The organism is Methanosphaera sp., assembly GCF_022768985.1.
Taxonomy (GTDB): Archaea; Methanobacteriota; Methanobacteria; order Methanobacteriales; family Methanobacteriaceae; genus Methanosphaera.
Map to the genome: position 1 here is coordinate 154098 of NZ_JALEKL010000004.1, position 24756 is coordinate 178853.

30 protein-coding genes are annotated in these 24756 nt (G+C 31.2%); 3 read left to right on the top strand and 27 right to left on the bottom strand.

All coding sequences use genetic code 11. From position 1 onward, the window contains the following. Nucleotides 1-19: 19 nt before the first annotated feature. Nucleotides 20-769: a hypothetical protein gene (locus MRZ80_RS01970; protein ID WP_292535679.1), complete on the top strand. Its 750-nt coding sequence runs from the start codon at nucleotides 20-22 to the stop codon at nucleotides 767-769. Nucleotides 770-888: 119 nt separating this feature from the next. Further along, complete coding sequence (locus tag MRZ80_RS01975) at nucleotides 889-1539, top strand: DUF5612 domain-containing protein (RefSeq protein ID WP_292535681.1); 651 nt, start codon at nucleotides 889-891, stop codon at nucleotides 1537-1539. Nucleotides 1540-1579: 40 nt separating this feature from the next. On the opposite strand, the gene MRZ80_RS01980 is transcribed toward MRZ80_RS01975, so the two are convergent. From MRZ80_RS01980 to MRZ80_RS02085, 22 genes are all read right to left on the bottom strand, one after another. Next, nucleotides 1580-2617, bottom strand: a complete 1038-nt coding sequence (locus tag MRZ80_RS01980; RefSeq protein ID WP_292535683.1) for a nucleotidyltransferase domain-containing protein — start codon at nucleotides 2615-2617, stop codon at nucleotides 1580-1582. Between the two features lie 786 nt (nucleotides 2618-3403). After that, entirely contained in the window at nucleotides 3404-3589 is a 186-nt protein-coding gene (locus MRZ80_RS01985) for a hypothetical protein (protein WP_292535685.1), read from the bottom strand. Nucleotides 3590-3603: 14 nt separating this feature from the next. Then, on the bottom strand, nucleotides 3604-3813 hold the full coding sequence (locus MRZ80_RS01990) for a hypothetical protein (RefSeq protein ID WP_292535687.1): 210 nt from the start codon (nucleotides 3811-3813) through the stop codon (nucleotides 3604-3606). Nucleotides 3814-4080: 267 nt separating this feature from the next. Further along, nucleotides 4081-6084, bottom strand: a complete 2004-nt coding sequence (gene feoB, locus MRZ80_RS01995; protein WP_292535689.1) for a ferrous iron transport protein B — start codon at nucleotides 6082-6084, stop codon at nucleotides 4081-4083. A gap of 168 nt (nucleotides 6085-6252) precedes the next feature. After that, the gene (locus MRZ80_RS02000; RefSeq protein ID WP_292535691.1) at nucleotides 6253-6477 is read right to left on the bottom strand and encodes a ferrous iron transport protein A; all 225 of its coding nucleotides are present in this window, start codon (nucleotides 6475-6477) and stop codon (nucleotides 6253-6255) included. 367 nt (nucleotides 6478-6844) lie between these two features. Beyond that, nucleotides 6845-7114 (bottom strand): energy-converting hydrogenase B subunit EhbP, encoded by a 270-nt coding sequence (gene ehbP, locus MRZ80_RS02005; RefSeq protein WP_292535693.1) that lies wholly within the window; start codon nucleotides 7112-7114, stop codon nucleotides 6845-6847. Nucleotides 7115-7133: 19 nt separating this feature from the next. Then, nucleotides 7134-8123, bottom strand: coding sequence for an NADH-quinone oxidoreductase subunit H (locus tag MRZ80_RS02010; RefSeq protein ID WP_292535695.1), 990 nt, complete (start codon nucleotides 8121-8123; stop codon nucleotides 7134-7136). 14 nt (nucleotides 8124-8137) lie between these two features. After that, the gene (locus MRZ80_RS02015) at nucleotides 8138-9289 is read right to left on the bottom strand and encodes a nickel-dependent hydrogenase large subunit (RefSeq protein ID WP_292535697.1); all 1152 of its coding nucleotides are present in this window, start codon (nucleotides 9287-9289) and stop codon (nucleotides 8138-8140) included. A 19-nt stretch (nucleotides 9290-9308) separates the two neighbouring features. Next, complete coding sequence (locus tag MRZ80_RS02020; RefSeq protein ID WP_292535699.1) at nucleotides 9309-9761, bottom strand: NADH-quinone oxidoreductase subunit B family protein; 453 nt, start codon at nucleotides 9759-9761, stop codon at nucleotides 9309-9311. A gap of 14 nt (nucleotides 9762-9775) precedes the next feature. Next, a complete protein-coding gene (locus tag MRZ80_RS02025; RefSeq protein WP_292535701.1) occupies nucleotides 9776-10324 on the bottom strand; it encodes a 4Fe-4S dicluster domain-containing protein in 549 nt (182 codons plus the stop codon). Further along, nucleotides 10321-11652 (bottom strand): 4Fe-4S binding protein, encoded by a 1332-nt coding sequence (locus MRZ80_RS02030; RefSeq protein WP_292535703.1) that lies wholly within the window; start codon nucleotides 11650-11652, stop codon nucleotides 10321-10323. The genes MRZ80_RS02025 and MRZ80_RS02030 overlap by 4 nt, the downstream gene beginning before the upstream one ends. A gap of 15 nt (nucleotides 11653-11667) precedes the next feature. Next, on the bottom strand, nucleotides 11668-11973 hold the full coding sequence (locus MRZ80_RS02035) for an energy-converting hydrogenase B subunit J (RefSeq protein WP_292535705.1): 306 nt from the start codon (nucleotides 11971-11973) through the stop codon (nucleotides 11668-11670). 13 nt (nucleotides 11974-11986) lie between these two features. Further along, nucleotides 11987-12472 carry an MnhB domain-containing protein gene (locus tag MRZ80_RS02040; protein ID WP_292535707.1) on the bottom strand — a complete coding sequence of 162 codons (486 nt, stop codon included), beginning with the start codon at nucleotides 12470-12472 and terminating at the stop codon, nucleotides 11987-11989. Next, a complete protein-coding gene (locus tag MRZ80_RS02045) occupies nucleotides 12465-12752 on the bottom strand; it encodes an EhbH (protein WP_292535709.1) in 288 nt (95 codons plus the stop codon). The genes MRZ80_RS02040 and MRZ80_RS02045 overlap by 8 nt, the downstream gene beginning before the upstream one ends. Then, nucleotides 12749-13090 carry an energy-converting hydrogenase B subunit G, EhbG gene (locus MRZ80_RS02050; protein ID WP_292535711.1) on the bottom strand — a complete coding sequence of 114 codons (342 nt, stop codon included), beginning with the start codon at nucleotides 13088-13090 and terminating at the stop codon, nucleotides 12749-12751. Before MRZ80_RS02050 ends, MRZ80_RS02045 begins: the two co-directional genes overlap by 4 nt. A gap of 13 nt (nucleotides 13091-13103) precedes the next feature. Next, nucleotides 13104-14612 carry an energy conserving hydrogenase EhbF gene (gene ehbF, locus MRZ80_RS02055; RefSeq protein WP_292535713.1) on the bottom strand — a complete coding sequence of 503 codons (1509 nt, stop codon included), beginning with the start codon at nucleotides 14610-14612 and terminating at the stop codon, nucleotides 13104-13106. A 34-nt stretch (nucleotides 14613-14646) separates the two neighbouring features. Next, a complete protein-coding gene (locus MRZ80_RS02060; protein ID WP_292535715.1) occupies nucleotides 14647-15036 on the bottom strand; it encodes a cation:proton antiporter subunit C in 390 nt (129 codons plus the stop codon). Then, on the bottom strand, nucleotides 15036-15320 hold the full coding sequence (locus tag MRZ80_RS02065) for a DUF4040 domain-containing protein (protein WP_292535717.1): 285 nt from the start codon (nucleotides 15318-15320) through the stop codon (nucleotides 15036-15038). The genes MRZ80_RS02060 and MRZ80_RS02065 overlap by 1 nt, the downstream gene beginning before the upstream one ends. 1 nt (nucleotide 15321) lies before the next feature. Beyond that, nucleotides 15322-15624, bottom strand: a complete 303-nt coding sequence (locus MRZ80_RS02070; RefSeq protein WP_292535719.1) for a cation:proton antiporter — start codon at nucleotides 15622-15624, stop codon at nucleotides 15322-15324. Further along, nucleotides 15624-15890, bottom strand: coding sequence for a hypothetical protein (locus tag MRZ80_RS02075; RefSeq protein ID WP_292535721.1), 267 nt, complete (start codon nucleotides 15888-15890; stop codon nucleotides 15624-15626). The genes MRZ80_RS02070 and MRZ80_RS02075 overlap by 1 nt, the downstream gene beginning before the upstream one ends. Nucleotides 15891-15905: 15 nt before the next feature. After that, the gene (locus MRZ80_RS02080; protein ID WP_292535722.1) at nucleotides 15906-16217 is read right to left on the bottom strand and encodes a Na+/H+ antiporter subunit E; all 312 of its coding nucleotides are present in this window, start codon (nucleotides 16215-16217) and stop codon (nucleotides 15906-15908) included. A gap of 168 nt (nucleotides 16218-16385) precedes the next feature. Beyond that, nucleotides 16386-17105 carry a metal-dependent hydrolase gene (locus MRZ80_RS02085; RefSeq protein ID WP_292535724.1) on the bottom strand — a complete coding sequence of 240 codons (720 nt, stop codon included), beginning with the start codon at nucleotides 17103-17105 and terminating at the stop codon, nucleotides 16386-16388. A gap of 278 nt (nucleotides 17106-17383) precedes the next feature. Here MRZ80_RS02085 and MRZ80_RS02090 point away from each other — a divergent pair, with 278 nt between their 5' ends. Beyond that, nucleotides 17384-18562, top strand: coding sequence for an argininosuccinate synthase (locus MRZ80_RS02090; protein WP_292535726.1), 1179 nt, complete (start codon nucleotides 17384-17386; stop codon nucleotides 18560-18562). 192 nt (nucleotides 18563-18754) lie between these two features. Here the strand turns inward: MRZ80_RS02090 and MRZ80_RS02095 are convergent, their stop codons facing one another. From MRZ80_RS02095 to MRZ80_RS02115, 5 genes are all read right to left on the bottom strand, one after another. After that, complete coding sequence (locus MRZ80_RS02095; protein WP_292535728.1) at nucleotides 18755-20284, bottom strand: FAD-dependent oxidoreductase; 1530 nt, start codon at nucleotides 20282-20284, stop codon at nucleotides 18755-18757. Between the two features lie 103 nt (nucleotides 20285-20387). Then, on the bottom strand, nucleotides 20388-21446 hold the full coding sequence (gene cfbD, locus MRZ80_RS02100) for a Ni-sirohydrochlorin a,c-diamide reductive cyclase catalytic subunit (protein WP_292535839.1): 1059 nt from the start codon (nucleotides 21444-21446) through the stop codon (nucleotides 20388-20390). Further along, the gene (locus MRZ80_RS02105; RefSeq protein WP_292535730.1) at nucleotides 21446-22615 is read right to left on the bottom strand and encodes a hypothetical protein; all 1170 of its coding nucleotides are present in this window, start codon (nucleotides 22613-22615) and stop codon (nucleotides 21446-21448) included. The genes cfbD and MRZ80_RS02105 overlap by 1 nt, the downstream gene beginning before the upstream one ends. Nucleotides 22616-22656: 41 nt before the next feature. Next, nucleotides 22657-23844, bottom strand: coding sequence for a redox-regulated ATPase YchF (locus tag MRZ80_RS02110; protein WP_292535732.1), 1188 nt, complete (start codon nucleotides 23842-23844; stop codon nucleotides 22657-22659). A 193-nt stretch (nucleotides 23845-24037) separates the two neighbouring features. Continuing rightward, nucleotides 24038-24664 carry a cobalt-precorrin-7 (C(5))-methyltransferase gene (locus MRZ80_RS02115; RefSeq protein WP_292535733.1) on the bottom strand — a complete coding sequence of 209 codons (627 nt, stop codon included), beginning with the start codon at nucleotides 24662-24664 and terminating at the stop codon, nucleotides 24038-24040. Nucleotides 24665-24756: the final 92 nt, after the last annotated feature.

Sequence of the window (24756 nt, forward strand, 5' to 3'; positions counted from 1 at the left end):
AAGAAAGGGAGATTATATTATGCGAGATAAAATAAAACCACCATTAATAATTGTTGCTGTTATCATCATAGCACTTGCTATTGCTGGTGTCTATTCATTTGCCACAGCCCAAACATATACTAATGTTACAATGGATGGAGTTAAATGTGAAGTTCCAAAGGCAAATATTACAACACAGAAAGTTGACAATCACCAGATATATGATGATAAAGAAAATAACTTTAAAATTGTAGTATATGACTTAGTGGAGGATGATCCACAATTTAATGAACTTAAAAATACAGCACAACAAAATGCAACAGCAGTAACAAAAGGAAATCTAACATACAATAAAACCTCATCAGGGCTATGTAGCTTCTATAAAAACTATGAAAACAGGCATGTACTAATTACTGCAGCTGATGAAAATATTATGCAACATGTACTTACAACACTTGATGTTACACCACTTAAAATTGATGATATTCTAAATTCAAATGATACAGATAATTCAACACTAAATTCTCAGCAAAAACAACAAGCACAGGCTGCTGTAAAATCATCATCAAAAGCATCAAAAAAATCTAGTAGTGGTAAATCATCCTCTGGTGGAGATGATGGATATTATTATTCTCCACAAGCTGAAGATTATATTCGTGAATATACTGATAGTAATGGTGTACAACATACTCAAGGTAAAGGTGGATGGCACGAATCATATAATCCAAAAACAGGATATATAAAATATACAGATAAACATGGAAATAGTTATTCTGATTACTTTAATTAAGTAATCTTTTTTCTCTTTTTTTTATTCTTTTTTATTAGATTTTTGTTTTAATATGATAATTTTTTTATAAGATTTAATATAAAGTTAGTATTAAGTTTATAAATTATTAGGGGATATGTATGACTAAAGCTATAACATTAAAAACTATTGATAAACCTGGGGTTTTAAGAGAAATTACAGATTTTATTGCAAATAAGGGTATTAATATTACTTATACTCATTTGTATATGGAGTCTAATGATTATGCATCTACTTATATTGAGTTTGATGATGTTGATAATGTTGATTCTTTAGTTGAGGATCTTCTTAAGTTGCCTGAGATTGTTGCAGCAAAAACTGATTCTTCAATGAGTGAAATTTGGGGTAAAAGAATTATTATTATTGGTGGTGGAGCTCAGGTTTCACAGGTAGCTCTTGGTGCTATTACAGAAGCTGATCGTCATAATCTTAGAGGTGAAAGAATTAGTATTGATACATTACCTCTTGTTGGTGAGGAGAAGTTAAGTCAGGTTATTGAGGCTGTTAGTTCACTTCCTCGTGTTGGTGTTCTTGTTTTAGCAGGTTCTATTATGGGTGGAAGTATTGTTGATTCTATTGATAAATTAAAAGAGGATTATGGTATTAAGGTTATTAGTCTTAATATGGTTGGTTCTGTTCGTGATCATGCTGATTTAGTTGTTACAGATCCAGTGCAGGCTGGTGTAATGGCTGTTATGACTGTTGCAAAAACTGCAAAATTTGATATTGATCGTGTTGATGAAGTTTTATAGTATTAAGTTTTATTTCCTCTCTTTTTTTTATTTCTTTTTTTTATTTTATTTCTGGTATTTTTTCAAGTTTTATGTATTCACCTAGTGCTTCTCTTGTTGTTCCTACAACTAGGTTGTATGATTTTTCATTTGTTGTTTTATCTATTACTTCTTCACATACACCAGATACAATTGCTGTTTCATTATTTAATACTTCACCTGCATAAGTATGAGTATATGATACTACATTTTCAATATCATACTTTACACCATCTAAATATTCAATATCACTTATCTTATAGATAGATGGACTATCATATGATTGCTTATTTTCTTTAATTTTACATCTTATCTTCATTGGTCCTACTTGTTTGTAGTAACAATCTGGTTTTACATTTTCTTTGATATCTTCATCATTCATTGTTGAGAGTATGTCAAAGAGTGTTCCACATATTACTCCACGTATATTTTTACGCATTTCATAGAATTTAAATTCCTCAAAACTAAGTGTGTCATCTTTTATACGTTTGTTATATACAAATTCCCAGAAGTTATCATCTATTGGATCAAGTATACTTTCTGGGTCATTTTTTAGTTTTCCATATAGATTTCGTGCTTTTTTATGATTTTCAAGTCCAAAGATTATGAAGTCTATGTCTGATTTTTCATTTTGAAATCCTAGTAGTGCTGATCCTGTTATTCCCATATCATCATAGCTAATGCCAGCTTTGCTGTGGAATGTTTCTGCAAGTTTTTGAACTTTATTGTTGAATGGATTGTCTGTTTTATCTTCTAGTATTTGTTTTAGTTTTTCTGTTGGATTTAGTATTTTTTTAATGTCACATCTTGGTACTCCCATCATCTTCTTGTTTTCTACATTCCAGTCAAATAGGTAGTTTGGATGGTTTTCTTTGATGTAGGTGTATGCTTCATCTGATCCTACTTTTGTATATTTTATGCCGTTGTAGTTTCTATCTCCATCTTCTGATGGTATGTATCTTAAAAATGCAACTATGTACTCATCAGGATGTGTATATCCATTTATTGCAAAAAATAAGTCGTCTTTTGTTTGAATAAAATATCTAGGTTTTATATTCATATTTATGCAGATCCCTTCTGTTTTTTGTTGTTTATGTAGTATTTTTATAATTTTTAAATTATGTATTTTATATTAAAATAATACTACAAATACTATTAAATGTTTATTGAATTAAAATAAAGTAACCTTTATATAGTATGATATTAAAATAAGTTAATTGTGAGAACATAAAATTATTCTAAAAAAAAATATCCACATTAATTATTTTATCTATTTGGAATAAAAGAAAAGAACTCATCAAGAATCAAATAAAAAAATAGTTTATATACATGTAATCTTATCTTATATCAAAAACGCTCACCATTTAAATTTAGTTGTTATATGTATTAAAGAATGCTAAACTAGAATTAATGATTCAGAAAAAAAATATACTAAATCCAGATATTAGTACCTCTGGAAAAATAAATACTTAAAAAATAATAAAAAAAATAAATCCCATTATATAAATTTAAGGAAAAAAAGATTTTGCCTAATATCTTTTTTTAATAAACTTTTTTTTTGACATTATATAACTTTTTTTTTATAAAAACTAATTTTTTTTAACATAACTTAATGCTAATTTTTTATTAAAATAAGGATTTTATTTACATGTAACTAGTATATATTAAAAATTATCATTTTTATCTACATATTATAAAATAATAAGATACTCTTTTAATTAAATAACTATTTATGTAAAATATATATCTTTAAAATAAGTGTATTTTTAATTTAAATTATTTGAAAATTGTAATAAAAAAGGGGTAAAATATTTTTTTCTAAAAAAAGTTTTTGGTGATTAGATTTTTAATATCCCATACGGAACATACTTGTAATTTTCTCAGCAAATGATTTTTTCTTTTTAGGTCCAGGAATTTTAACTGCATAGCCACAATTAGGACAAAGAACTAAATCTCCACCACAACCACAGTTACAATCAAGGTTTTCTGCAGTTGATTCATCATATACTGTTCCACAAATTTTACATTCCATTACAGGTAGCCTCCCTAAGCTTTAAGTGATTCTTTAATTTTCTGCATAAATGATTTTTTATTATTATTTTTCATTGCTTTTTTACATGGTACTTCATGTCCACAGTTAGGACAACGTATATTTTCTCCATGACATCCACCAAATGGACAACCACATTCACATGATTTTACAGTTTTAGGATCAAATCTACATCCACATAATCTGCATTGTAATTCTTCTACCATATTATTTTCTCTCCATTTAATTTATTTTTTTTTATTTTATTCTTTTTTGTTAGATTTTTTGGTATTTGCTCCACGTATCATACTTTTCACCTCCAAAGTTTTATTTTTTAAGATTAAATTTAATCTTTATTATTTTTTTTAGTGTTTGCTCCACGTATCATATTTTTTTCACCTCATTAATTTAATTTAAAAATAATTTTTTTTGTTATAAGAAGAAAATTTTATAGGAGTATAAAAAAAATTAATTTTTATACTCATACTACTACTTTAGGTAAATCCTAGTAGTAGTCCTCCTTGGTATACTATGAATGCTGCTACATATGCTACAACACAACATGTTACAATACAGGCTGCTACCCATTTCCATGAGTTTGTTTCTTCTTTTATTGCTCCTAAACATGCAAAACATGGTACATATAAGAGTGTAAATACCATGAATGATAACGATGTTAGTGGTGTAAATAAGGCAGGTAACATTGTTCCTATTCCTTCTTCACCTACTCCGAAGAGTGTACCAAATGTTGATACTACACTTTCTTTTGCAAGCATACCAAATACTAATGCTACAGCTGCTTGCCAGTTTCCAAATCCTAGTGGTTGGAAGATAGGTGCTATGAAGCTTCCAATAATTCCAATAATACTGTTAGCTGATGCTTCTTCAACACCAAGTGGTAGGTTACTTAATATCCATATAAGGATACAGGTTCCTAAAATTACTGTACCTGCTTTTTTAATAAAGAGTGATCCTCTTTCCCACATGTGAAGTAGTGCACTTTTAAGTGTTGGAATTCTATATGGAGGTAGTTCCATGATAAATGGTGCTTCATCATCTGAAAATACTGTTCCTTTGTATAATCTTGCAACTATAATTGCTACAATCATACCAAGTATGTATAATCCAAATGTTACTTCTGTTTGATAGCTTTCAAAGAATACTGCTGTGAAAAGTGCATATATAGGTACTCTTGCACTACATGATATGAATGGTAATGCAAGCATTGTTGAAATTCTGTCACTTTCATTAGATAATGTTCTTGTTGCCATAATACCTGTTACATCACATCCAAATCCTAAGATCATTGGGATGAATGATTTACCAGATAGGCCCATTATTTTACTCATTGCACGGTCAATTACAAATGCTGCTCTTGCTAGATATCCTACATCTTCTATTAAACTTAACAAGAAGAACAGTATGAATATAATAGGTATGAATGTAAGTACTGAACCTACTCCACCAATTACTCCATTTAGGATAAATGTTTGGAATGCTCCATCACCAAGTATTGGTGTTAAATATTCAATTAAACTACCGAATGCTTCATCAATTAAGTCTTGGAATGGTCCTCCTATTGTGTATGTTAGATAAAATACTAGATACATTACAATTAAAAATATTGGTATTCCAAGAATTCTGTTTGTTACAATTGAGTCAATTTTATCTGTTAATGTTTTCTTTTCACCTGCTGGTCTTGAAACTGCTTCTTTCATTATTGAATTAATTTGACCGTATCTTGCTTCAATGAAAGCTTCATCAAGTTTTTGATGTACAATTTCACCAACATGTTCTTGAATCTTTCTTAGTTTAGGAAGATTATCTTTATCTGCTGATTTTTCTGCAAGTGCTATTACTTCTTCATCATCTTCAAGAAGTTTTACTGCTGTCCATGAATCTGGTGCAGATCCTACTTTTAGGTGTGGGAATAATGATTTTACTTCGTTTATATGATCATCTAATTCAAAACCATATGTAAGTGATGCTGCTTGATCTGATGGTTTTCTTGCAGCTTTAATTGCTGTTCTTATAAGTTCATTTAGTCCTTTACCTTCTCTTGCATCGATTACTACTATAGGTACTCCTAGAGTTTTTTCTAGTTTTTTAATGTTTATTTTTAGTCCTGCATCTTCTGCATAGTTTAACATGTTAAGACCAATTACTGTGTTTGCTCCAGTTTCCATGATCTGTAATGTTAAGTAAAGGTTTCTTTGAATGTTTTCTGCATCTATAATGTTTATTACTGCGTCGTTTTCTTCATGGATTATAGCATCTCTTGATACTTTTTCTTCTACAGAATATGGTGTTAGACTGTAGTTTCCAGGAAGATCTATTACTTCTATTTCATAGTTGTCAAGTTCGAATGTTCCTGACTTTTGTTCTACTGTTTTTCCTGGCCAGTTTCCTACGTGTTGTTTTAGTCCTGTAAGGTTGTTAAATACAGAACTCTTTCCTACGTTTGGGTTACCGGCTAGTAAGAATTTTATTTTTTCCATACCATACCTCTCAAAAATTTAGGTATACCTAAACATTAGTTAATTATTTTACATCTAAAAAAAACTACTAATAAAAAATAACTTAAAAAAATAAGAAATTAATTTTTTTAGAAAATCATTTTTTTTAAAAAGTTAAAATAAAAATAAAAATAAATTAAAAAATTCAATTTATTGGAGTTCTATTGATTGAGCTTCTTCTTTACGTAGTGCAAGTGAGAAACCTTGAACTCTGACTTCTAATGGATAGCCTAGTGGTGCTTTTCTTTTAAGTTCTATTGGTGTTCCTGATACAATACCCATTTCTTTTAGGTGTTTTGCAAGTGTTCCTGTTGCTTTGTAACTTTTGATAACTCCTTTTTCTCCAGTTTTTAAATTATCCACTGTTTTTGTCATAATAAATTTCTCCTTTAGATTTTTAATTAATTTTTTAACTTAAAAATATACAAAATTAGGTAAACTTAACTTTTTATAATAATATATTTAGGTACTCCTAATATATAAAGATTATTATATATCAAAAAATATAACATATAAAAAAAATAAACACAATAAAACATTTAAAACTATAAAAAACTATTAAAATAATATTAATATTAAAAAATAAGATTAAAATTTCAATAAAATAAGTAAAAAACAATATATCAATCAAATATATTAAAATAAGTAAATTAAAATAAGAATAAAAAAATATAATCTCCACAAAAAAAGTAGTAAAAATAAATCTAATTTTAAAAAAAAATAAAAGAAAGAATAAAGAAACTTATTCTTCTTTTAAAACTTTTCTTTCTTGATCTAATTTATGTTTAGCTATTTCATATTTTACAAGGAAATCGTCATCATCATTAACTGGGATAACTTCTAATCCTAAAGCTTCATGTTCTTCGATCCATTCATCATTAAGAACAGGAACTTCTAATTTAATTGGTTCATCTTCATGATTTACAACAATTAAGTTTCTAAATGAAGTTCTAAGCTCAACAATATAACCTGCTAAACTAATAATATGATGTGCTCTTAATACAATTTTCATTTTATCACCTATATATTACTTAAAGTAAGAAAGCAAGTATTACTGCTAATACAGCTATTATTGATGTTGCGATAACTGTAGGGTAGAACTCATTATTGGTAAATAATGGTGAAAGTGCACTTACTACAGCTGCAGCCATTGTTAATATAATTGCACAAATAATTGGTACAATCATTGTAATACTGAATACAGGTGGCATACCTAAGAATAATGTTGAGTAGAGACATCCACCAACAAATATTAATAAAGCATGAGCCATTACATAAAATGCTCTGTATTTAGCCATGTATTCAAGAAGTGGACCTTGAATTACATCTGAGTGTCCTTCAAGGAATGCAAAAGGATTTGAATTTAATATAATTAAAAATCCTATGAAGAATACAATAGTACCTAAAATACCAGGAACACTAAATAAGAATGGACCTGTTGCTTGTTGTACTGCTACAATATCAAGTAAGTTGATACTACCAGACATTATTGCAGGTATGAATAAAGCTATATAAAACGGTAAACTACCGTATGATATAAGTTTTAAAGCTCTGTTTGCACTTAATTCTTCGAAGTATGATTGTGTAGCACCTAAGTGTTTTCCACCTTTAATCTGATCCGGGAACGGCATTGTTTTGGATAAGAATGAACGTGAAAATGAACTCATGAACACATATAATACTTCTTCTAATTTTAATAATCCTACAACTGCTACAAGACTAGCAAATGGTCCCCATGCAGCCATTACTTGAGGTACAATTATGATAAATAATACAGCTACAACTAATAATGTAATTAGTGGAAGCATGTTGTATACTTTTGGAAGTATTGCATTAGGTTTAAGTACCTGTTTGAATAAGAATTTTAAAGTTGTGTAAAATCCTGGACTTGATACTTGAGGTCCAAGTCTTTGTTGTACTCTTGCTTCTGTTTTCTTTTCAATACCTGGTAACCATAAACATACGATACTTGCAATAATAAAAGCACCTATAACATAACCTATTGATGTTAACATATTCATAGTTTTGTTCTCTCCTATAATTTAATTACTTGTATAGCTCTATCAGTACAGGTGAAACATGGGTCACATGATACAATAGCAAGTTGTGCATCCTGAATTGGGTGACCAATACATGCTTCTTGCATTGCAGCAATGTTTGACATTGAAGGTGTTCTGATAATACTGTGTCTTACTTTTCCATCTTCAAGACCATATGAGTGGTAACATACTCCACGAGGTACTTCTATGTAGCTTTTATATACTGGAGAGTCAACCATTTCCCAGTCACGATTTACGATAGGTCCTTTAGGTAAGTTTTTAATAACTTGTCTAATGATTTTTGTAGATTCAAAAATCTCAGTTGCTCTCATAAGAATGTTTGCTCTTACATCTCCACCATCTTGAGTGATAATATCAAATTCAAATGGTTCGTATTCAAACATTTCTGTTCTGTAATCGTGTTCATATCCTGTTGCTCTTAGAGAAGGTCCTGATACGTGTAAATCAAGTGCTTGTTTCTGTGATAATTCACCAGTACCTGTGATACGGCTCATTACCATAGGATCAGCAATAAATCTTTCAGCAAATGCAGCTACTTTTTCATCAATGTAATCCATTGTGTCAAGTACTCTTTGTTGTTCTTTAAGATTTAAGTCAGCTCTTGGTCTTACACCACCAAGTACAGAAATTCCGTACTGTACTCTGTTTCCTCCCATCATGTATAATAAATCCATTACAGATTCCCTGATGTAGAAGATTCTCATAGCAAAGGTTTCATGACATAATACTTCAGATCCGTGACCTAAGTATAACATGTGACTGTGTAATCTTTCAAGTTCTTCTGCAAGAACACGTAAGTATACAGCTCTTTCTGGTATATCGATACCTATTGCACCTTCACCAACACGACATGATTGGTATATGTGTCCGTTTGAACAAATACCACATACTTTTTCAGCTAATGCGTTAGCTTTTTCTACAGGTAGTCCTTCCATGATTCTTTCGATACCTCTGTGGTTTAAACCTACAGTGATTTCTGCATCTTTAACTATTTCGTCTTCAACAAATAGTCTTACTCTGTAAGGTTCAAGTGCAGCTGGATGAACTGTACCCATATCTAATTCTGTTTCAAATACTTGTCTTTCTGTTTCGTTACAAGTAGTTGCTCCATCTATTTTTGTAACCATTTAGATAACACCCTCTTATTTATTTATCCTCTTTCTGTAGTAGTATAGGTATTACTGATACTACTCCTGCTACAACGTCTTCTGGTCTTACAGCACATCCTGGTACTTTAGCATCTACTGGAATAACGTTATCTACTGGTCCTTCAATTTCTTCAGATGGAATTTCACCATGGATGTTTTTGTAAACTCCACCAGTTAAAGCACATGCTCCTACTGCTACTACTAATTTAGGATTTGGTATTGCATCATAAATTTTAAGTAGTGGTTCTTTTGTCCAGTATGTTACAGGACCTGATACAACTAAAACATCAGCTTCTCTTGGGTTCCATGTTAAATAAACATTGTACTGTTCAATATCGAATTTAGGAGATAAAACTGTGTTTACTATTTCTATATCGCAACCGTTACATCCACCAGTATATACTAGCATGATATGTATTGACTTTTTACGAGATTGTGATTTAATTCCCATTTTATCCCTCTAATCTATTCATTTGCAGAAGCTTCACTTGCAGCTTCTGTTTCTTCAGCTTCTTGTTGAGCTTTTTCTTTCATTTCTCTATTTTTCTGAATAATAGAATCATCAGTCAAATACTGTGCAATAACTTGCATATTTTTATCAGATACGTCAGCTGGATCTAAAAGCATACTGTTTACATCTTTGTCACATTTGTTTCCAACATCGTTTGGATGAATTGTTGCTGCTACACCAAATAATCCGTATATTGGACAGAAGTCGTGACATTGGTAACAGTGTACACATTCAATTTCATCAATTTCAGGTACAGCTGTTTTTACGATACCTTCAGCAATTTCTACAGGTTCAACTGGTTTCATTACTATAGCTTTTGTAGGACATACATTTGCACATCCTCCACAACCTATACATTCTATTTTTGCAACTTTTGGTGATGGTTGAACATTACCGCTAAGTGCATCTTCACGTAGTTGTAAATCTGTTCTACATTCACTTCCAAAGATAATTCTTTTGAGGTTAACATAGATTCCTTCAATAAAAACTTTTCCTAAACTCATATTGTTGCCTCGAAATCTCTTTGTATTTTAATTGCTCTAGCTGGACATGCTGTTTTACAAGCACCACAGTAAATACATCTGTCATCGTTGATGGTTAAGTTTCCATCTTCATCTTTGGTGATTGCTTTAAATACACATGCATCAACACATAATTCACAGCCAATACAGAGGTTGTTTTTGATCATTGAGTAACCATCTGCAATTTTGTATCTGAGAGGTGTTGTTTTTGGTATTGCTTGTACAGGACAGTACATTGCACATTTTTCACAAAGTACACATTTATCAAAGTTAACTTTAATTTGGCCATTTTCAAGTGTAAGTGCATCTTTTGGACATACTTCCATACAAAGACCACATTTTATACAGTTAGCTTTAATGTCTCCTTCCCATGTTGTTCTTCCGAATTTACGAGCGTTGTATTTACATTCTTTTACACAGATACTACATTCAACACAGATACCTTCAAGTGTAATTTTTGATTCTGGAACAAATTGAAGTACACCTTGTGGACATGCACTTACACATGGTGTTGTTTCAAGGTCTCCATCTTCAAGACAGGTACAACGGTCAACATCGTATCTAATTCTTTTGTTTACTACATCAAGTGCATCGATTGGACATGCATCTGCACATAATTTACATTCAATACATGCAATCATTTTTGTATCATTTTCAACGTCGTATTCTGGGTGGTTTATTTTAAGTTCTAAATGACTTGCTTCAATAGCATCATTTGGACATTCAATTAAACATTTGTAACAAATTGCACATTTTTTCATGTCAATTTCGTATTCTCCACCTTCTTCAATTGGTCCAATTGCATTTCTTGGACATACATCTACACAGATATCACATTTTGTACAAACACCTGGTTCTATGTATGAGAATTTAATTGAATTTGTAGGACATACATATGCACATCTACCACATTCAATACAGTCATCATGGTTTGTTCCTATGTTAACTCTGTTAACAAGTTCATTTTCCATTTTAACTGGTCTTGCTGGTTTTGACATTCTTGCATTATTCTTACATGGTTCTACACAAACACCACAGTTAGAACATAATCCCATTAATTTTCCGTCTTTTATTGTGATAACATCTACTGGACAAACTTTTTGACACATTCCACATGTGTTACATTTTGTCCTATCTACTACATAACCGCCCAATTTATTTTTAAAGATTGCTTTGTTTGGACAAACTCTTTGACATTTACCACATGTAATACAACTTACAGCTTTACCATTTACTACTTTAATTGCATCAGTAGGGCAAGCATCTACACAATTTCCTGAGCCGTCACAATTATTTGTTGTTAAAAACATATTTTATTACCCCACTTAAGCCTCATATTTAGTTCCTAGTATAGCTCTTCCTATTATTGCACCAATTACTGCCATTACAAATCCTGGTCCGAGTGGTAATCCACCGTAGTATGGGAATGTACCTAACCAGTATGCTACTATAATAGCTGATATTATAATTGCGATCCATGATGAAGTTGTGAGGTGAATACCTTTTGTTGGTGTTTTATGCATCATTGCACCAAATACTAGACCCATTATGAATGCACATACTGTAGGTCCAATATATACTGCTCCAAATAAGTTAGGAGCTACTGATGGTAAAAATTGTTCTACTACCATATTCTGATTCCTCCTACTCTATTTCCTCATCATCTACGTAATCTTCTTTAAATTTGGTTACACCATAGAAGAGAATTACTAAAGTTGTTAATCCTATAAATACTTTTAAACCAACTACAATGTTAAGGTATGGAATAATTCCTGCATTTAATGCATCAGGGAAGTTAAAAATACCTTGTAATGATGCTGGTACAAGTCCGTATAGGTTTGTTCCTAAGTTGTAGAGGAATGATCCTCCAGTGAATAATCCACATAAACCTAATACTACATAAAGTAATGCTCCACAGCTTTCTACTAAAGACATTCTGGAGTGTGAAAGGTTAAATGGATTGTCTTTTAATCCGTATGTTAATATACATAAGATTGCTCCGGAAGCCATCATAGCTCCTCCCTGGAAACCTCCACCCGGTGTAATGTGTCCACCGAGGATGGTCATAACTCCGTAAGCCATCATTATGAATGATGTTGGATATGCTACTAATTTAAGAAGATCACTCATCGTCGTCGCCTCCAAGGTTTACTTTTCCTCTTCCGAATACAAGCATTGTTGTTACTACTGCACTTACAAGAATTAATGCTTCACCAAGTGTATCGAATCCTCTGAAATCGAATACGATGTTAGTTACAAGGTTTGGTGCAATTGATACTCCAACTGCTTGGTATATGTAGTTTATTCCAGGGTAAATTAAATAACTGAATTGGAATACTGAGTTTAAGAAAATCATGGAGAATGCAAGTAATGCTACTGCCATTGCTACTTTTCTTACTGAGGAATTCATATTAAACTAACCCCCATATTGAATACTATTGCTACAATTGCTAATGCGATAATAGCATAAAACATCATGTTGTTTAAGCTATCATTGTGTTCTTTGTACAATTTAGGCATAATTGGTGATACATATACGTATGCAATCATTAATGCAACTTCTAGTACAATCATTAATGCTGGGCTTACAAGTCTTACTGTTGATACAGCAATAAGAATTGATGCCATTAATAATAATTCTGCAGCTACGATTGATGAAGTTTGTACTCCTGGAATTAAAGTTTCTTCAGCAGGATCTAACCCAAATGTACTTTTTAAGGTTTCTACAAGTTTTTCGTACATATTCATATTATCACCTATATTATAAGATTAGGGTAGCTAGAGCCATAAGTCCTAATTTGTCTACTACTAATCCTGGGAATAAACCTACTACTAAGCTGATTACAAGGAATAATACTAAAACTGCCATTGTAACTTTTGGTATTTTAGATTTTGATACTTTTAATTCAGCTGGTTTAGGTCTTAAGAATACCATGTATGTGATTTTTAAGAATGCTAAGAATGTTACAATACTTAAAATAATCATGATTATTGCAAGTTCTGGGATTCCTTGTGCCATTGCTGCTTGACAAAGCATGTATTTACTTTGGAATACGCTGAATGGAGGAATTCCTGCCATGATAAATCCTGCAAGCACTGTTAATAATGCTGCTGCTGGCATATCTTCAATTAATCCACCAAGATTGCTGATTTTGCTTGTTTTGGTTTTGTATAATACAAGTCCAAATGCTGCAAATAACATTGATGTTACTACTAATTCGTTTGTTGCTTGGAATAATCCTGCGGTCATACTGTAAGCTGTACCGAGTCCGATACCTACTCCAATGTAACCTAATTCACCAACAGCTAAGTATGCAATAACACGTTTGAAATCATCTTGTGTCATAGCCATACAAATACCTAAGATCATTGCAATAACTGATACTGCAAGAATAGCCATTTTCATTGTTGGTAAGTATCCAAATATTCTCATAATTACAAGACCAATTGATATACATCCAATTACAGAGAATGCTTGTAATACCATTGATCCACTTGATAAACCTTTACTGTAAATTTCTGATTTAATTGCGTTAAATGGAGGTAATCCTGTTGCATATAACCATCCATAGAATAACATACCAGCTGCGAATAATAATACAGGGTTTGTTGGGTTAACTGCACCTGAGTGTATCATTGTTACAATATCTGTTATGTTTACGTTACCAGTTAATCCGAGTATAAGTGCGATACCTAAAAGCATGAAGGATCCACCTACTTCTCCGAGTAACATGTATTTTAAACCAGTTTCATAATTTCCTTTTACTCTTGATACAAGTATTAAACCTACTTGTACAAGTGCTGCGATTTCGAAGAATACGTATAAGTTGAATATATCATCTGTTAAGATGAATGCCATTAATGCTGCTGTGAGCATGAATAGTAAGTATAAGTATACTCCTGATGTTTTTCTTGTTTCTGCGATTGATACAACTACTGCACACATAGCTACAATTCCGAGTATGAAAAGTACTACTTGTTGTCCAGGACCAAATATGTATGTAATTGCTGGGTGGAAAATTTGTAATACTGAACCAGAAATTATGCTACTTGCTGCTGCAGGTAGTGTTATGTTTGATAATAATAGTGGTAGGTGTCCACCGAAGTAGTGGTATCCGTATGTTGCCACTAAAGGTACTAAAGCAAGACAAATTGCTCCAATGTATGCTATAAGTTTACTTGATTTTTGACTTCCATGTATTAAGTTTACAAGGATTGCACAAATGATTGGTATAATAACGAGTAGTGGTATAAATATAGTTCCATCCATTATAAACTACCCCCGTTTATTGTAATAGTATTAATCATTCTTTATCCTCTCCTAGTTTTTTATCATTTAAAAGAGCGGATGCATCGAGTGTTCCATGTCTTTTGTATAATACTATTGTAAGAGCTAACATTACAGCTAGTGTACTTGCTCCAATTACGATACTTGTAAGTACAAGTGCAAATGGTAGTGGGTATGCTGCATTTCCGAGGAAATTGTCAACTGTCATATTCTGTAAGAATATGTAACTAATTCCGTTAGCTTTGTAACCTAATGAAACTAATAATAGGTTTACTCCATCACCAATAAATGCTGCTCCAATAATTTTTTTAAGAACATTATCTAAGTAAACTAAAGCTACTGTACCAATAATCATTAAAAGAGCACCGGTAATTAAAGCTCCTAGTTGTATTGAACTAAATGCCATTATAATTCACCTTCCTCTTTTGATACAGGTTCTTCTCTTGTTTTTAATACTGCAATAGCTACTAATGTAGGTACAATTGCTGCTCCAACTACTGCTTGAGTTAAAGCTACATCTGCTGCAAGTAATACTTGGAAGATTGCTGCTACTGCGAATCCGCTTACACTGGTTAATACTGCCATTCTAAGTGGGTCTTTTTGCATTAAACAAACAATAGCACCTAAAATTGTGATTATGTATAAAATCCAAGGAATTGCTCCTTGTATCATTAAATTTAAATCTGCCATTTTATTGCTCCCCCTGTTCTCCACGGAAGTGTCCTTTTGCTATTGCATGTGTTGCAAATGGAGCTAATATAAAGTATACAATACCTAAAGCTGCTTGTCCGATAAGCACTAAGATAAGTACGCTTAATACATCTAATATACCGAGTATTTCTAATCTTGCAAATACTGTGTATTTTAAATCATCATCAGTTTCTACTAATAATCCTTTTGCTGCGATTAATGCGATTATTCCGCAGATAATAAGGATAATACCAACGATAACTCCTATAGGATCACCCATTACTAAACTAAAATCAGCTGCCATTATAAATCCCCTCCAGCAAGTGCGTAGGCTGCAGCGATTGTTCCAACAGGACTTAATATTATTATTGCGAATGCTATGTCTTTACAGAATGCTATACCTGTTACACTTGTTACAAGTGTTAAAAATACTGCAAGTGAAATTGTAAATCCTGCTACACCAGCGAGTGCTGATCCACCAGTTTTTCTTGCTGCAATTTTGATACTAGCAATCATGTAAATTACTAGACATACCATTAGGAACAATTCAGATAGTGTTAAAAAATCCATCTCATCACCCTAAGTTTATTCTAACATTTTTTTTATATATGGCTCAAGAGGTATGATGTCCTCAGTTGCACGTGGTGTAATAGCTGATACTGTTAATACACCTTCTTCTTGATCCATGTCTACTGTAATAGTACCAGGTGTTAATGTGATAGTATTACATAAGATTGCTAAGGATACTGGTCTTTTAAGATCAGGTTTAATCTTAACAACTACAGGATCAACATCTCCCTTGAGACTGCAAGCAGCTGTGTCAATTACTGCTTTTATTATTTCGACTACTAATACTATGAAAAATTGTATTCCATAGATTATTCTAGTTAAAAACATAAATTAAACTCCGTTTTTATTATAAAATTTAAATCAATTAGCTATAAAAACTCCATACTTAAAAAAAGAAAATATCCAAATTAAGTATATAGTATATATTTATTTATAAAAAACACCATATTTAATTGTTATGAATTATATTAAAAAGATTAACTATTGTTAATTTTATTATATTATACTAAATACGCCCATTTGGAAAAAGGCAAATGCTAGCCACACTAAAATTAAAATAGAAGCCATACTTTTATGGAAAACAGTATTAGAAAATGGTTTAAAGATTGCAAGACCCATTTTGGTATTTAAGTCAAGAACAAGATGACTTAAAGAACCAACAAACATCATAGCAAACACCATATACCAGTTAATAACAGTGAAATCCATAGGGAAAATGACTAAATATGCAGCAAGTGCAAGTAAATACAATCTGAAATAACGTCTATTAATAGTGAAATATCCAATTGCTCCAAGAATAATGAAAATAAAAACATTACCTGAGAATTCAACATTAAAATCAATACACATACGAAGAACAGTTGGAAGAAAACCCATAATAAACAATGTAAAAAGCAATGATATTATGAAAATACCAACAAAAGTATGTGTAAAGCCCCTATGTTTTGAGATATAGAAAATCAAGGCAAGCATCACAATAATCAAACAAGATATAGTATTACCCTCATATAAAAAAAGAAGAACTGAAAGTAAAATACCAACAATAAACATCAAATAAATCTTATTTTTACGACTACTATGATCTAAATCAGGAATAGATGCACCAATTAATGCAAAAAATAAGTAAAAAACTGCAAGTGAAATAGGCTGCATTTTAAAAACAAAAGGCAATCCAAAAACAATACCAGCAATTGCATGAGGTTTAAATGAAGACATCCTAAAATTCACATCCCAAAAAAATATATTTTAATTAATATATTATATGTAGCTACCTTACATATTTACTTAAAGATAAATTAAAAATTATTTAAATTACAACTATCTATATCAAAAATTTTAAAAGAAAATAAAAAGATATATAATTATAATATAAAACTTATATTTTTTTAAATAACATTAATCACAATATTATTCTTAAAATACTAATCAAAAATTTTTCAATTAAAAACTAAGAATATATTATGTAAAAAAAATTATTAAGGAGAAAAAATAACATGGAAAAAGTTGTATTAGCATTTAGTGGTGGACTCGATACATCAGTATGTGTAAAACTATTAGAAGAAAAATATGATATGGAAGTTATAACTGCATGTGTAGATGTAGGACAACCAGAAGATGAAATTAAAAGACCTGCAGAAGCAGCAGATAAAATTGGATCATCAAAACACTTCACAATCGATGCAAAAGATGAATTTGCAAAAGAATATGCATTCAGATGCATAAAAACAAACTCATTATATGAAGGATATCCATTAAGTACAGCATATGCAAGACCATTAATTGCAAAAAAAATTGTAGAAATTGCAGAACAAGAAGGAGCAACAACAATTGCACATGGATGTACAGGAAAAGGAAACGACCAATTCAGATTTGAAGCAACAATCAGATCAGAATCAGATCTTAAAATAGTAGCACCAGTAAGAGACTACAACTTAACAAGAACAGAAGAACAAGAATATGCAAAAGAACATGGAATACCACTTCCATCAGAAAAAATCTACAGTATTGATGAAAACATCTGGGGAAGATCAATAGAAGGAGGACTTCTTGAAGATCCTGCAACAGCAGCACCAGAAGACATCTATGCATGGACAAAATCAACACTTGATGCACCAGATGAACCAACAATTGTAAAAATTGAATTCATAAATGGTGAACCTGTAGCAATCAATGATGAAGAACTTGAACCTGTAGCATTAATTAGAAAAGCAAATGAAATAGCAGGAGAAAATGGTATTGGTAGAATAGACATGATCGAAGATCGTATAATTGGTCTTAAATCAAGAGAAAACTACGAAACACCAGGTGCAATACTTCTCATAACAGCACACTCAGCTCTTGAAAAACTAATATTCAGTAGAGAAGAACTTAAATTTGCAGAAAGTCTTTCACAAAAATATGCAGAACTTGTATATGATGGACACTGGAACGAACCATTAAGAGAAGACCTTGATGTAGTAAACGACCACATGCAAAGAAGAGTAACAGGTACCGTAGAAGTAAGATTACACAAAGGATCAATGAAAGTAATCACAAAACAATCACCATTTGCACTATACAACCAAGAAAATGTATCATTTGATGATAAAGGTATAGATCAAAGAGAAATGATTGGTATGGTAAAATACCACGACCTTCAAGGTGCAGAATACTCAAAAGTAAATAAACAATAAGTTTATTTCAATCCCTTAACCACCTTTTTTTTTAGAAATAGAACTAATTTTTCAAAATAATAATAATAATTTTTTTTAATCTACTGATTTTATAAAAAATAAGAAATTTTACTGTTTTAATAAATTTAATTTAAAAAAAAAATAATAAAAGTTAGGGAGGTTAAAAATTTAGAGTTAAATACTTTTCATATCCTATTGTATGAAGTTATTTTCTCTTAATTGTTGTGTGAAACTTACTGTAGGTTCTTTAGGTTCTGCAGGTTCTTCATCTTTTTGACATTCTTCTTTTGCAGGTTCTTCAGCAGGTTTTATTTCACAATCATCTGCTTTGTCACATACATCACAGTTTTCTGCTTCTTGACAATCTTCTACTTTTGCATCGTTAATTTCTTCTATTTTTTCAAGACATTCACCAGCAGCTTGTGCTATAGGATCAATTACCTGAGATACAGGTGGTGCATATGAAAATTCCATTGATACAACTTCACTACATTTAAGTTTTTGTGAAATAATAGCTGTCATTGTATCTACTCTTTCTGCTACTGCTTCTTGTCCAAACATTTGACATCCAATGATTGTACCATCAAGTTTTGCAATTAATTTAAGGTATAATGGTTTGCTTCCAGGATAGTATCTTGCTTTTGATAATGATTCAATGTTACTTACTACAACATCAATATCCATGTTTTCTGCTTCTTGTTGTGTAATTCCTACAGCTCCCATTTCCATTCTACCAATTTGTGATACTGTTGAGTTAAGAACTGGTTTGAATTCTATGTCGTGACCTGTAAGGTGTTTTGCAAGTATAATTCCCTGTCTTACAGCTGTTGTACCAAGTGGTGATGGTGTTTTTTCACCTGTAATTGCACTTACAACTTCAACACAGTCTCCTGCTGCATAAACATCTTTAACTGATGTTTCCATATGTTCATCTACTTCTATTGCAAATCTACCAAGTTTACATCCGATACTTTCTGCAAGTTTTGTTTCTGCTCTTACTCCAGTTGAAAGTATTACCATATCTGCTGGTCTTTGTTGTCCATCAATTGTTACAGATTCAACTTTTTCATCACCATTAATTGATTCTACAGCTGAAGATGTTAGTATTGTAACATTTTTTTCTTCAAGATGTTCTTGGAATTTATCAGACATTTCTTTATCAAATGATCTTGGGAATAATTGTGGCATCATTTCAGCAATTGTTACTTTAATACCTTTATTTGCAAGTTCTGATCCAAGTTCAAGACCTATTGCTCCTCCACCAACAAGTGTAACGTTTTCTACATCCTGTGAATATTTAAGTATTTCTTCACCATCTTCAACAGTTCTTACTTTAAATACTCCTTCAAGATCTTTACCAGGAATAGGTGGCATTAATGGTGTTCCACCTGTTGCTATTATAAGTTTGTCATATTTAACTTTTTCATCTACTGTAGCATTTTTGGATTTATATGTTACTTCTTTGATGTCTTTGTCAATTTCAGTTACTTCAGTTTCTGTAATAACTCTTATGTTTTTCTGCATATATTCTCCAGGTTTATGCATAATTATGTCATCAAAGCTGTCGATATGTCCCCCAATTACGTATGGAATTGCACATGGGGAATATGCTACATTTTTCTGTGTTGTGAACACTATAATTTGAGATTCTTCATCATATTTTCTAATATTAGATGCTGCTGTTAATCCGGAAGCTCCTGCTCCGATAATTACTATATTCAATCATGTCACCTTTATACAAATTTCAGTATAATATTTATATATGATTTTTTTATATTTTATATTTTAGCTTTTTTTTGAAAATATTTTAATAAAACTATAAATATTATTCGAGAAGTCCTCTTAGTGTTTGTGCAAATTCAGATTCTACTATATTTTCACATCCAAGAGTTTTAGAATGTGCATCAAGCTCTGTAATTACATAGTCATATCCCATATCATTTAATGGTTTTACAAGACGTGGACCATCTGTTACTGCAATTGTTGTGCCTGGAATTTTATTTACATCCACTGCATGAGGAACACCAAGTATAACTGTTATATCAGAGTCAAGATCTGCTAGAATTTCTTCTGCATTTGTACCTGTTATTGGGTATTCATCAAGACCACCTGTAATGTAATTTATAGGTTTTGATACATTATCATTTACAACCTTTGCATGGTTACGGATGTAGTCAAGTCCAATTTCTTCATCTGTATTTGCAATATATACTGGTGCTTTAAGATCATAGTCTTGCCATGGTATTGTCATAATATCTGCAAATAGGTAGCTTGTCTCTTTTTTAGCATTAAGTACAATTGATACTTTTTTATCTTGTTTTATTGCATCAAGTATTATATTTGCAACTTTTACTTTGTTATCTCCATAGTTAGGCTTGATGTATTCACCTTTTGCCATTCCACGTGTTTTTTCAAGTTCTGTTGCCTTTTGAAGCATGAGTGTTTGTCTTTCAACTTCCTCAATTGGTATTATTCCTGCTTCATTTGCAGCTTTTAGTGTTGCAATTGCACCTGATGTATTGTCACCTTCACTAAATCCTGCATGTGTTTCTACAATTATAATATCACAGTCAACTCCTGCTTGTTGTACAGATTGTTTCATGTTTTCTCCAATAATCATACTTACACATGTTCCAACAATACCTATCTTTTCAGGCTTAAATGTATCATATACTTCATGGATTGTATCAACTAGTTTATCACTAGCACCAAAGATATAATCATTTTCATTCATTGCTGTTGTAATTACACGTATTTTTTCATCTTCAAGTAGTCTTCCTGTTCTAAAACAACACCCAGCAGGTCCATGCATAATAATTACATCTACTTGAAGATCACGTAGTGTATATAATGCTGCAGCTATTGGGCTTGGTCTTGGATGCATCATAACATTTCACCTTTTTTTAGTCTGTATTGTCCTACACTGGAGTAGTATTTATCCTTGAATTTTTCACCATCAAGTATTGGAAGTGCTGAAATTATCACCTTATCAATACGATCTGCATCAATATTTCTGAATGATTCATCATCTGTCATTATAATGATACAATCTGCCTCATATGCTTCATCAATTGATATTTTCTTAGCTCCATGATTTTCAATAATATCTTCATCTACTTTATCATCACATACCCATACTTCTACATCTCGACTTACAAAATCATCAATAAGTGTTAATGATACATTATCATCTTCTGATATTAGGGTATCATCTGATGTAATACCAAGTATTGCAACGGTTGTCTCAAACATTGCAAGGTGAAGCTTTAAATATAGTTCTTTTTCTGCTCTATATGCAATATGATATGCTACATAGTTGTTAATGTCACGTGTTGTTTGTGATAATTGTGCAGTTTCACCATATTCATCTGCAAGATTAATAATTTCTTTTGAATCACGAACTATATCATGATTTGCAATTGGCTGTGGATTAAGAAGATGTACATCATTATCCATATTTGCATACTTTATAGCTTCAATTAAGTCAATTGTTATGGCTTCAGATAGTATTGCTGTTTGATTTGCAAATGCAACCATAACATCCTTATATGCACTTTGAAGGAGAGGTACACATTCTGCTGTCTGAATATTATTTGTAGTTTCGATATTTTCTGCCATATCACAGTAGAGATCTTTAACTTTTTCAAGTGATGTTTCATTTGTAGCAGAAATTAAGCATGTATCATCATTTACCATTACAGTATATGTAAGATTAATATCTTCAATAAGTCCTAGATCATCAAGAACTTTTGACATCTTATGTACACTTCGTGGTGGAAGCTGTGTGTCAAATACTACAATTTTATCATCAAGTACAAACTGAGATAACTTACGGCAAACTTCTTCAATTGGTGTGATGTCATATCTTCCATTTATGATACAGTTTAATGTAAGTATAATAACATCACAGCCACCTATAATGTCAAAATCACTAGTTTTAGTGATTGTTGTATTAAATTCATCTTTTTCATCATATACTACTACATCATCTGCATTTAACTGTTCATACTTTGAAAGATCAGTTTTGACATCTGGATAAATTACAATTTTCATAAATAAAAACCACCCAGTATTTTTTAATATTTTTTCTTAGTTTATTTATTTGAAATTATACTAATAATATCTGATTGTTCAAGTTCATGTTCACTTGAAATTCTCATATTACGTCTTGCATCAATTGCATGTGTGAAACCTTCACCAATATCTGTGTGGATACAGTATGCAAGATCTCTAGGATTTGATCCTTTAGGTATTAAAAGTGCATCAGGTAAGATATTACCTTTCTGGTCAGAGTATTTATGTTCATCTTCAACAGGATATACAACAATTTGATTTAAAACATCATATACTGCTGTGTTAATAACGTTTTGAACTCCTGTAGATCCATATTTTTTAAGAACATTTACATCAATATAGTCAAGTGCTGCTTTTTGTTTTTCTGATAATTTAGAATCATCAATAACATCAAAATGATCATCACCAGATTTATAGCTTATAAGACCTGCTTTTGCGGCATTAATAAGTGCAAGTTCAGATTCAGCACTTGTTGGTATAACTTCATAGTGTTCTTTAAGTCTTGCAATGTTTTCTTCAGCCTGTGGTGTGTCAATTTTATTTGCAACAATAATGATAGGTTTTGCATATTCAAGAAGTTTAGATAAGAATTTTAAAATATCCTCTTTTTCCCATTTATCATAGTTATCATCCATGATACGTTCAGCTTCAAGTACATCATCAAGAAATACACCAGCACCACTAAGTTGATCTGCTATAACTTTTGCAAAGTTAAGATGTTCTGACATTACTTTTCTTATAAGTCTTGACCAATTTCTTTCAAGAATAGAATAAAGCCACATTGTAACTTCATCTCTTAGGAAGTTAACATCATCTAGTGGATCATGACTTCCAGGATCACATGGATTTCCTTCCTCATCTGTTGATCCTGATGCATCAATAATATGAATTAATGCTCTTGCCTGACTTAAATCATCAAGGAACTGGTTACCAAGACCTTTACCTTCATGAGCTCCAGGTACAAGACCTGCAACATCTATTAATTCAACTGGTATATATCGTGTTGAATCTTCACATTTTCCTGTTCTTGGATTACATGTAACATCAAGTTCTCCACATGGACACTGTGCTGTTACATATGCTATTGCTGCATTTGCATCGATTGTTGTAAATGGATAATTTGCTACTTCAGCCTCAGATAGTGTTGCTGAATTAAAAAATGATGATTTTCCTACGTTTGGTTTTCCTGTTACTGCAATTTGTAACATATTAAAAAATTCCTCCTATATATGTAATCTAATTTCTAATTTAAAATGAATAATAAAAATAATTCCTTACTAAAATAGTATTTAATTAATATATTATATTATCTATTTTCTATCTTAAAGAAGTTATTATTAAAAAATAGTGGCAGTATTATAAAAAAAGATAAATTGGGTGGTTAAATTAAATTTAATATTTCTAAATTACTACAATACACATGTATCCAAATTCCATATTTCTAGCTTCACCAAGTGTAACTTGAACAATTTGTTCATCAGGATAGCTTAGTTTTTCACATATTGTAATTGGATGTTCAGGATTATATCCATGATCAATAAGATACTCTGCAAGTTCACTTATGTGTCTATTTGGTAGTAAGATATTGTTTTTTCCTTCTTCAAGTTTATCAAGAAGATCTTCTGTTGGAGCTTTTCCACCATGAATTGTTATAAGATTTGCATCATCCCATGGAATTTGAAGTTTTGCTGATGCAAGCTGGATTGAACTAATACCAGGTGTAACTTCAAGTTTTGTTTTTGGTGAAATTTTCTGCATTGTCTTAAGCATACCAGAAAATCCAGGATCTCCAGTTGATAAAATTGTTACTTTAAGACCTTCATCAAGGAATGAAACAGCTTTTTTAATAGTTTTTGGAATATCTCTAGGTTCAAGAACTACCATTTCTGCATCAAGATAATCAAATAGTTCAAGTGATCTTTTACTTCCAACTATAACATCAGATTTTTCAATAATTTCCAAACCTGCAACTGTTAAATATTCTTTTGCACCAGGTCCAATACCTACAATATTCATTTTATTTGTCATTTTAATAGTTCCTTAAAATTGTTTTATTATATATTGTTATATTCCTATGTTTTTAAATATAAATTTATATGATAAAAAAAACTAAAAAAAGA

Coding starts and splice junctions, on each gene's coding strand:
- MRZ80_RS02085 (WP_292535724.1), bottom strand. CDS start 17,105: ATGTCTTCATTTAAACCTCATGCAATTGCTGGTATTGTTTTTGGATTG.
- MRZ80_RS02035 (WP_292535705.1), bottom strand. CDS start 11,973: ATGGTAGTAGAACAATTTTTACCATCAGTAGCTCCTAACTTATTTGGA.
- MRZ80_RS02060 (WP_292535715.1), bottom strand. CDS start 15,036: ATGGCATTTAGTTCAATACAACTAGGAGCTTTAATTACCGGTGCTCTT.
- MRZ80_RS02080 (WP_292535722.1), bottom strand. CDS start 16,217: ATGTTTTTAACTAGAATAATCTATGGAATACAATTTTTCATAGTATTA.
- MRZ80_RS02050 (WP_292535711.1), bottom strand. CDS start 13,090: ATGAATATGTACGAAAAACTTGTAGAAACCTTAAAAAGTACATTTGGG.
- MRZ80_RS02045 (WP_292535709.1), bottom strand. CDS start 12,752: ATGAATTCCTCAGTAAGAAAAGTAGCAATGGCAGTAGCATTACTTGCA.
- MRZ80_RS02075 (WP_292535721.1), bottom strand. CDS start 15,890: ATGGATTTTTTAACACTATCTGAATTGTTCCTAATGGTATGTCTAGTA.
- MRZ80_RS02010 (WP_292535695.1), bottom strand. CDS start 8,123: ATGAATATGTTAACATCAATAGGTTATGTTATAGGTGCTTTTATTATT.
- ehbF (WP_292535713.1), bottom strand. CDS start 14,612: ATGGATGGAACTATATTTATACCACTACTCGTTATTATACCAATCATT.
- MRZ80_RS02105 (WP_292535730.1), bottom strand. CDS start 22,615: ATGAAAATTGTAATTTATCCAGATGTCAAAACTGATCTTTCAAAGTAT.
- MRZ80_RS02020 (WP_292535699.1), bottom strand. CDS start 9,761: ATGGGAATTAAATCACAATCTCGTAAAAAGTCAATACATATCATGCTA.
- ehbP (WP_292535693.1), bottom strand. CDS start 7,114: ATGAAAATTGTATTAAGAGCACATCATATTATTAGTTTAGCAGGTTAT.
- MRZ80_RS01985 (WP_292535685.1), bottom strand. CDS start 3,589: ATGGAATGTAAAATTTGTGGAACAGTATATGATGAATCAACTGCAGAA.
- MRZ80_RS01980 (WP_292535683.1), bottom strand. CDS start 2,617: ATGAATATAAAACCTAGATATTTTATTCAAACAAAAGACGACTTATTT.
- MRZ80_RS02065 (WP_292535717.1), bottom strand. CDS start 15,320: ATGGCAGATTTAAATTTAATGATACAAGGAGCAATTCCTTGGATTTTA.
- MRZ80_RS02030 (WP_292535703.1), bottom strand. CDS start 11,652: ATGTTTTTAACAACAAATAATTGTGACGGCTCAGGAAATTGTGTAGAT.
- feoB (WP_292535689.1), bottom strand. CDS start 6,084: ATGGAAAAAATAAAATTCTTACTAGCCGGTAACCCAAACGTAGGAAAG.
- MRZ80_RS01975 (WP_292535681.1), top strand. CDS start 889: ATGACTAAAGCTATAACATTAAAAACTATTGATAAACCTGGGGTTTTA.
- MRZ80_RS02115 (WP_292535733.1), bottom strand. CDS start 24,664: ATGACAAATAAAATGAATATTGTAGGTATTGGACCTGGTGCAAAAGAA.
- cfbD (WP_292535839.1), bottom strand. CDS start 21,446: ATGCATCCAAGACCAAGCCCAATAGCTGCAGCATTATATACACTACGT.
- MRZ80_RS02040 (WP_292535707.1), bottom strand. CDS start 12,472: ATGAGTGATCTTCTTAAATTAGTAGCATATCCAACATCATTCATAATG.
- MRZ80_RS02090 (WP_292535726.1), top strand. CDS start 17,384: ATGGAAAAAGTTGTATTAGCATTTAGTGGTGGACTCGATACATCAGTA.
- MRZ80_RS02000 (WP_292535691.1), bottom strand. CDS start 6,477: ATGACAAAAACAGTGGATAATTTAAAAACTGGAGAAAAAGGAGTTATC.
- MRZ80_RS02070 (WP_292535719.1), bottom strand. CDS start 15,624: ATGGCAGCTGATTTTAGTTTAGTAATGGGTGATCCTATAGGAGTTATC.
- MRZ80_RS02025 (WP_292535701.1), bottom strand. CDS start 10,324: ATGAGTTTAGGAAAAGTTTTTATTGAAGGAATCTATGTTAACCTCAAA.
- MRZ80_RS02015 (WP_292535697.1), bottom strand. CDS start 9,289: ATGGTTACAAAAATAGATGGAGCAACTACTTGTAACGAAACAGAAAGA.
- MRZ80_RS02110 (WP_292535732.1), bottom strand. CDS start 23,844: ATGTTACAAATTGCAGTAACAGGAAAACCAAACGTAGGAAAATCATCA.
- MRZ80_RS01970 (WP_292535679.1), top strand. CDS start 20: ATGCGAGATAAAATAAAACCACCATTAATAATTGTTGCTGTTATCATC.
- MRZ80_RS01990 (WP_292535687.1), bottom strand. CDS start 3,813: ATGGTAGAAGAATTACAATGCAGATTATGTGGATGTAGATTTGATCCT.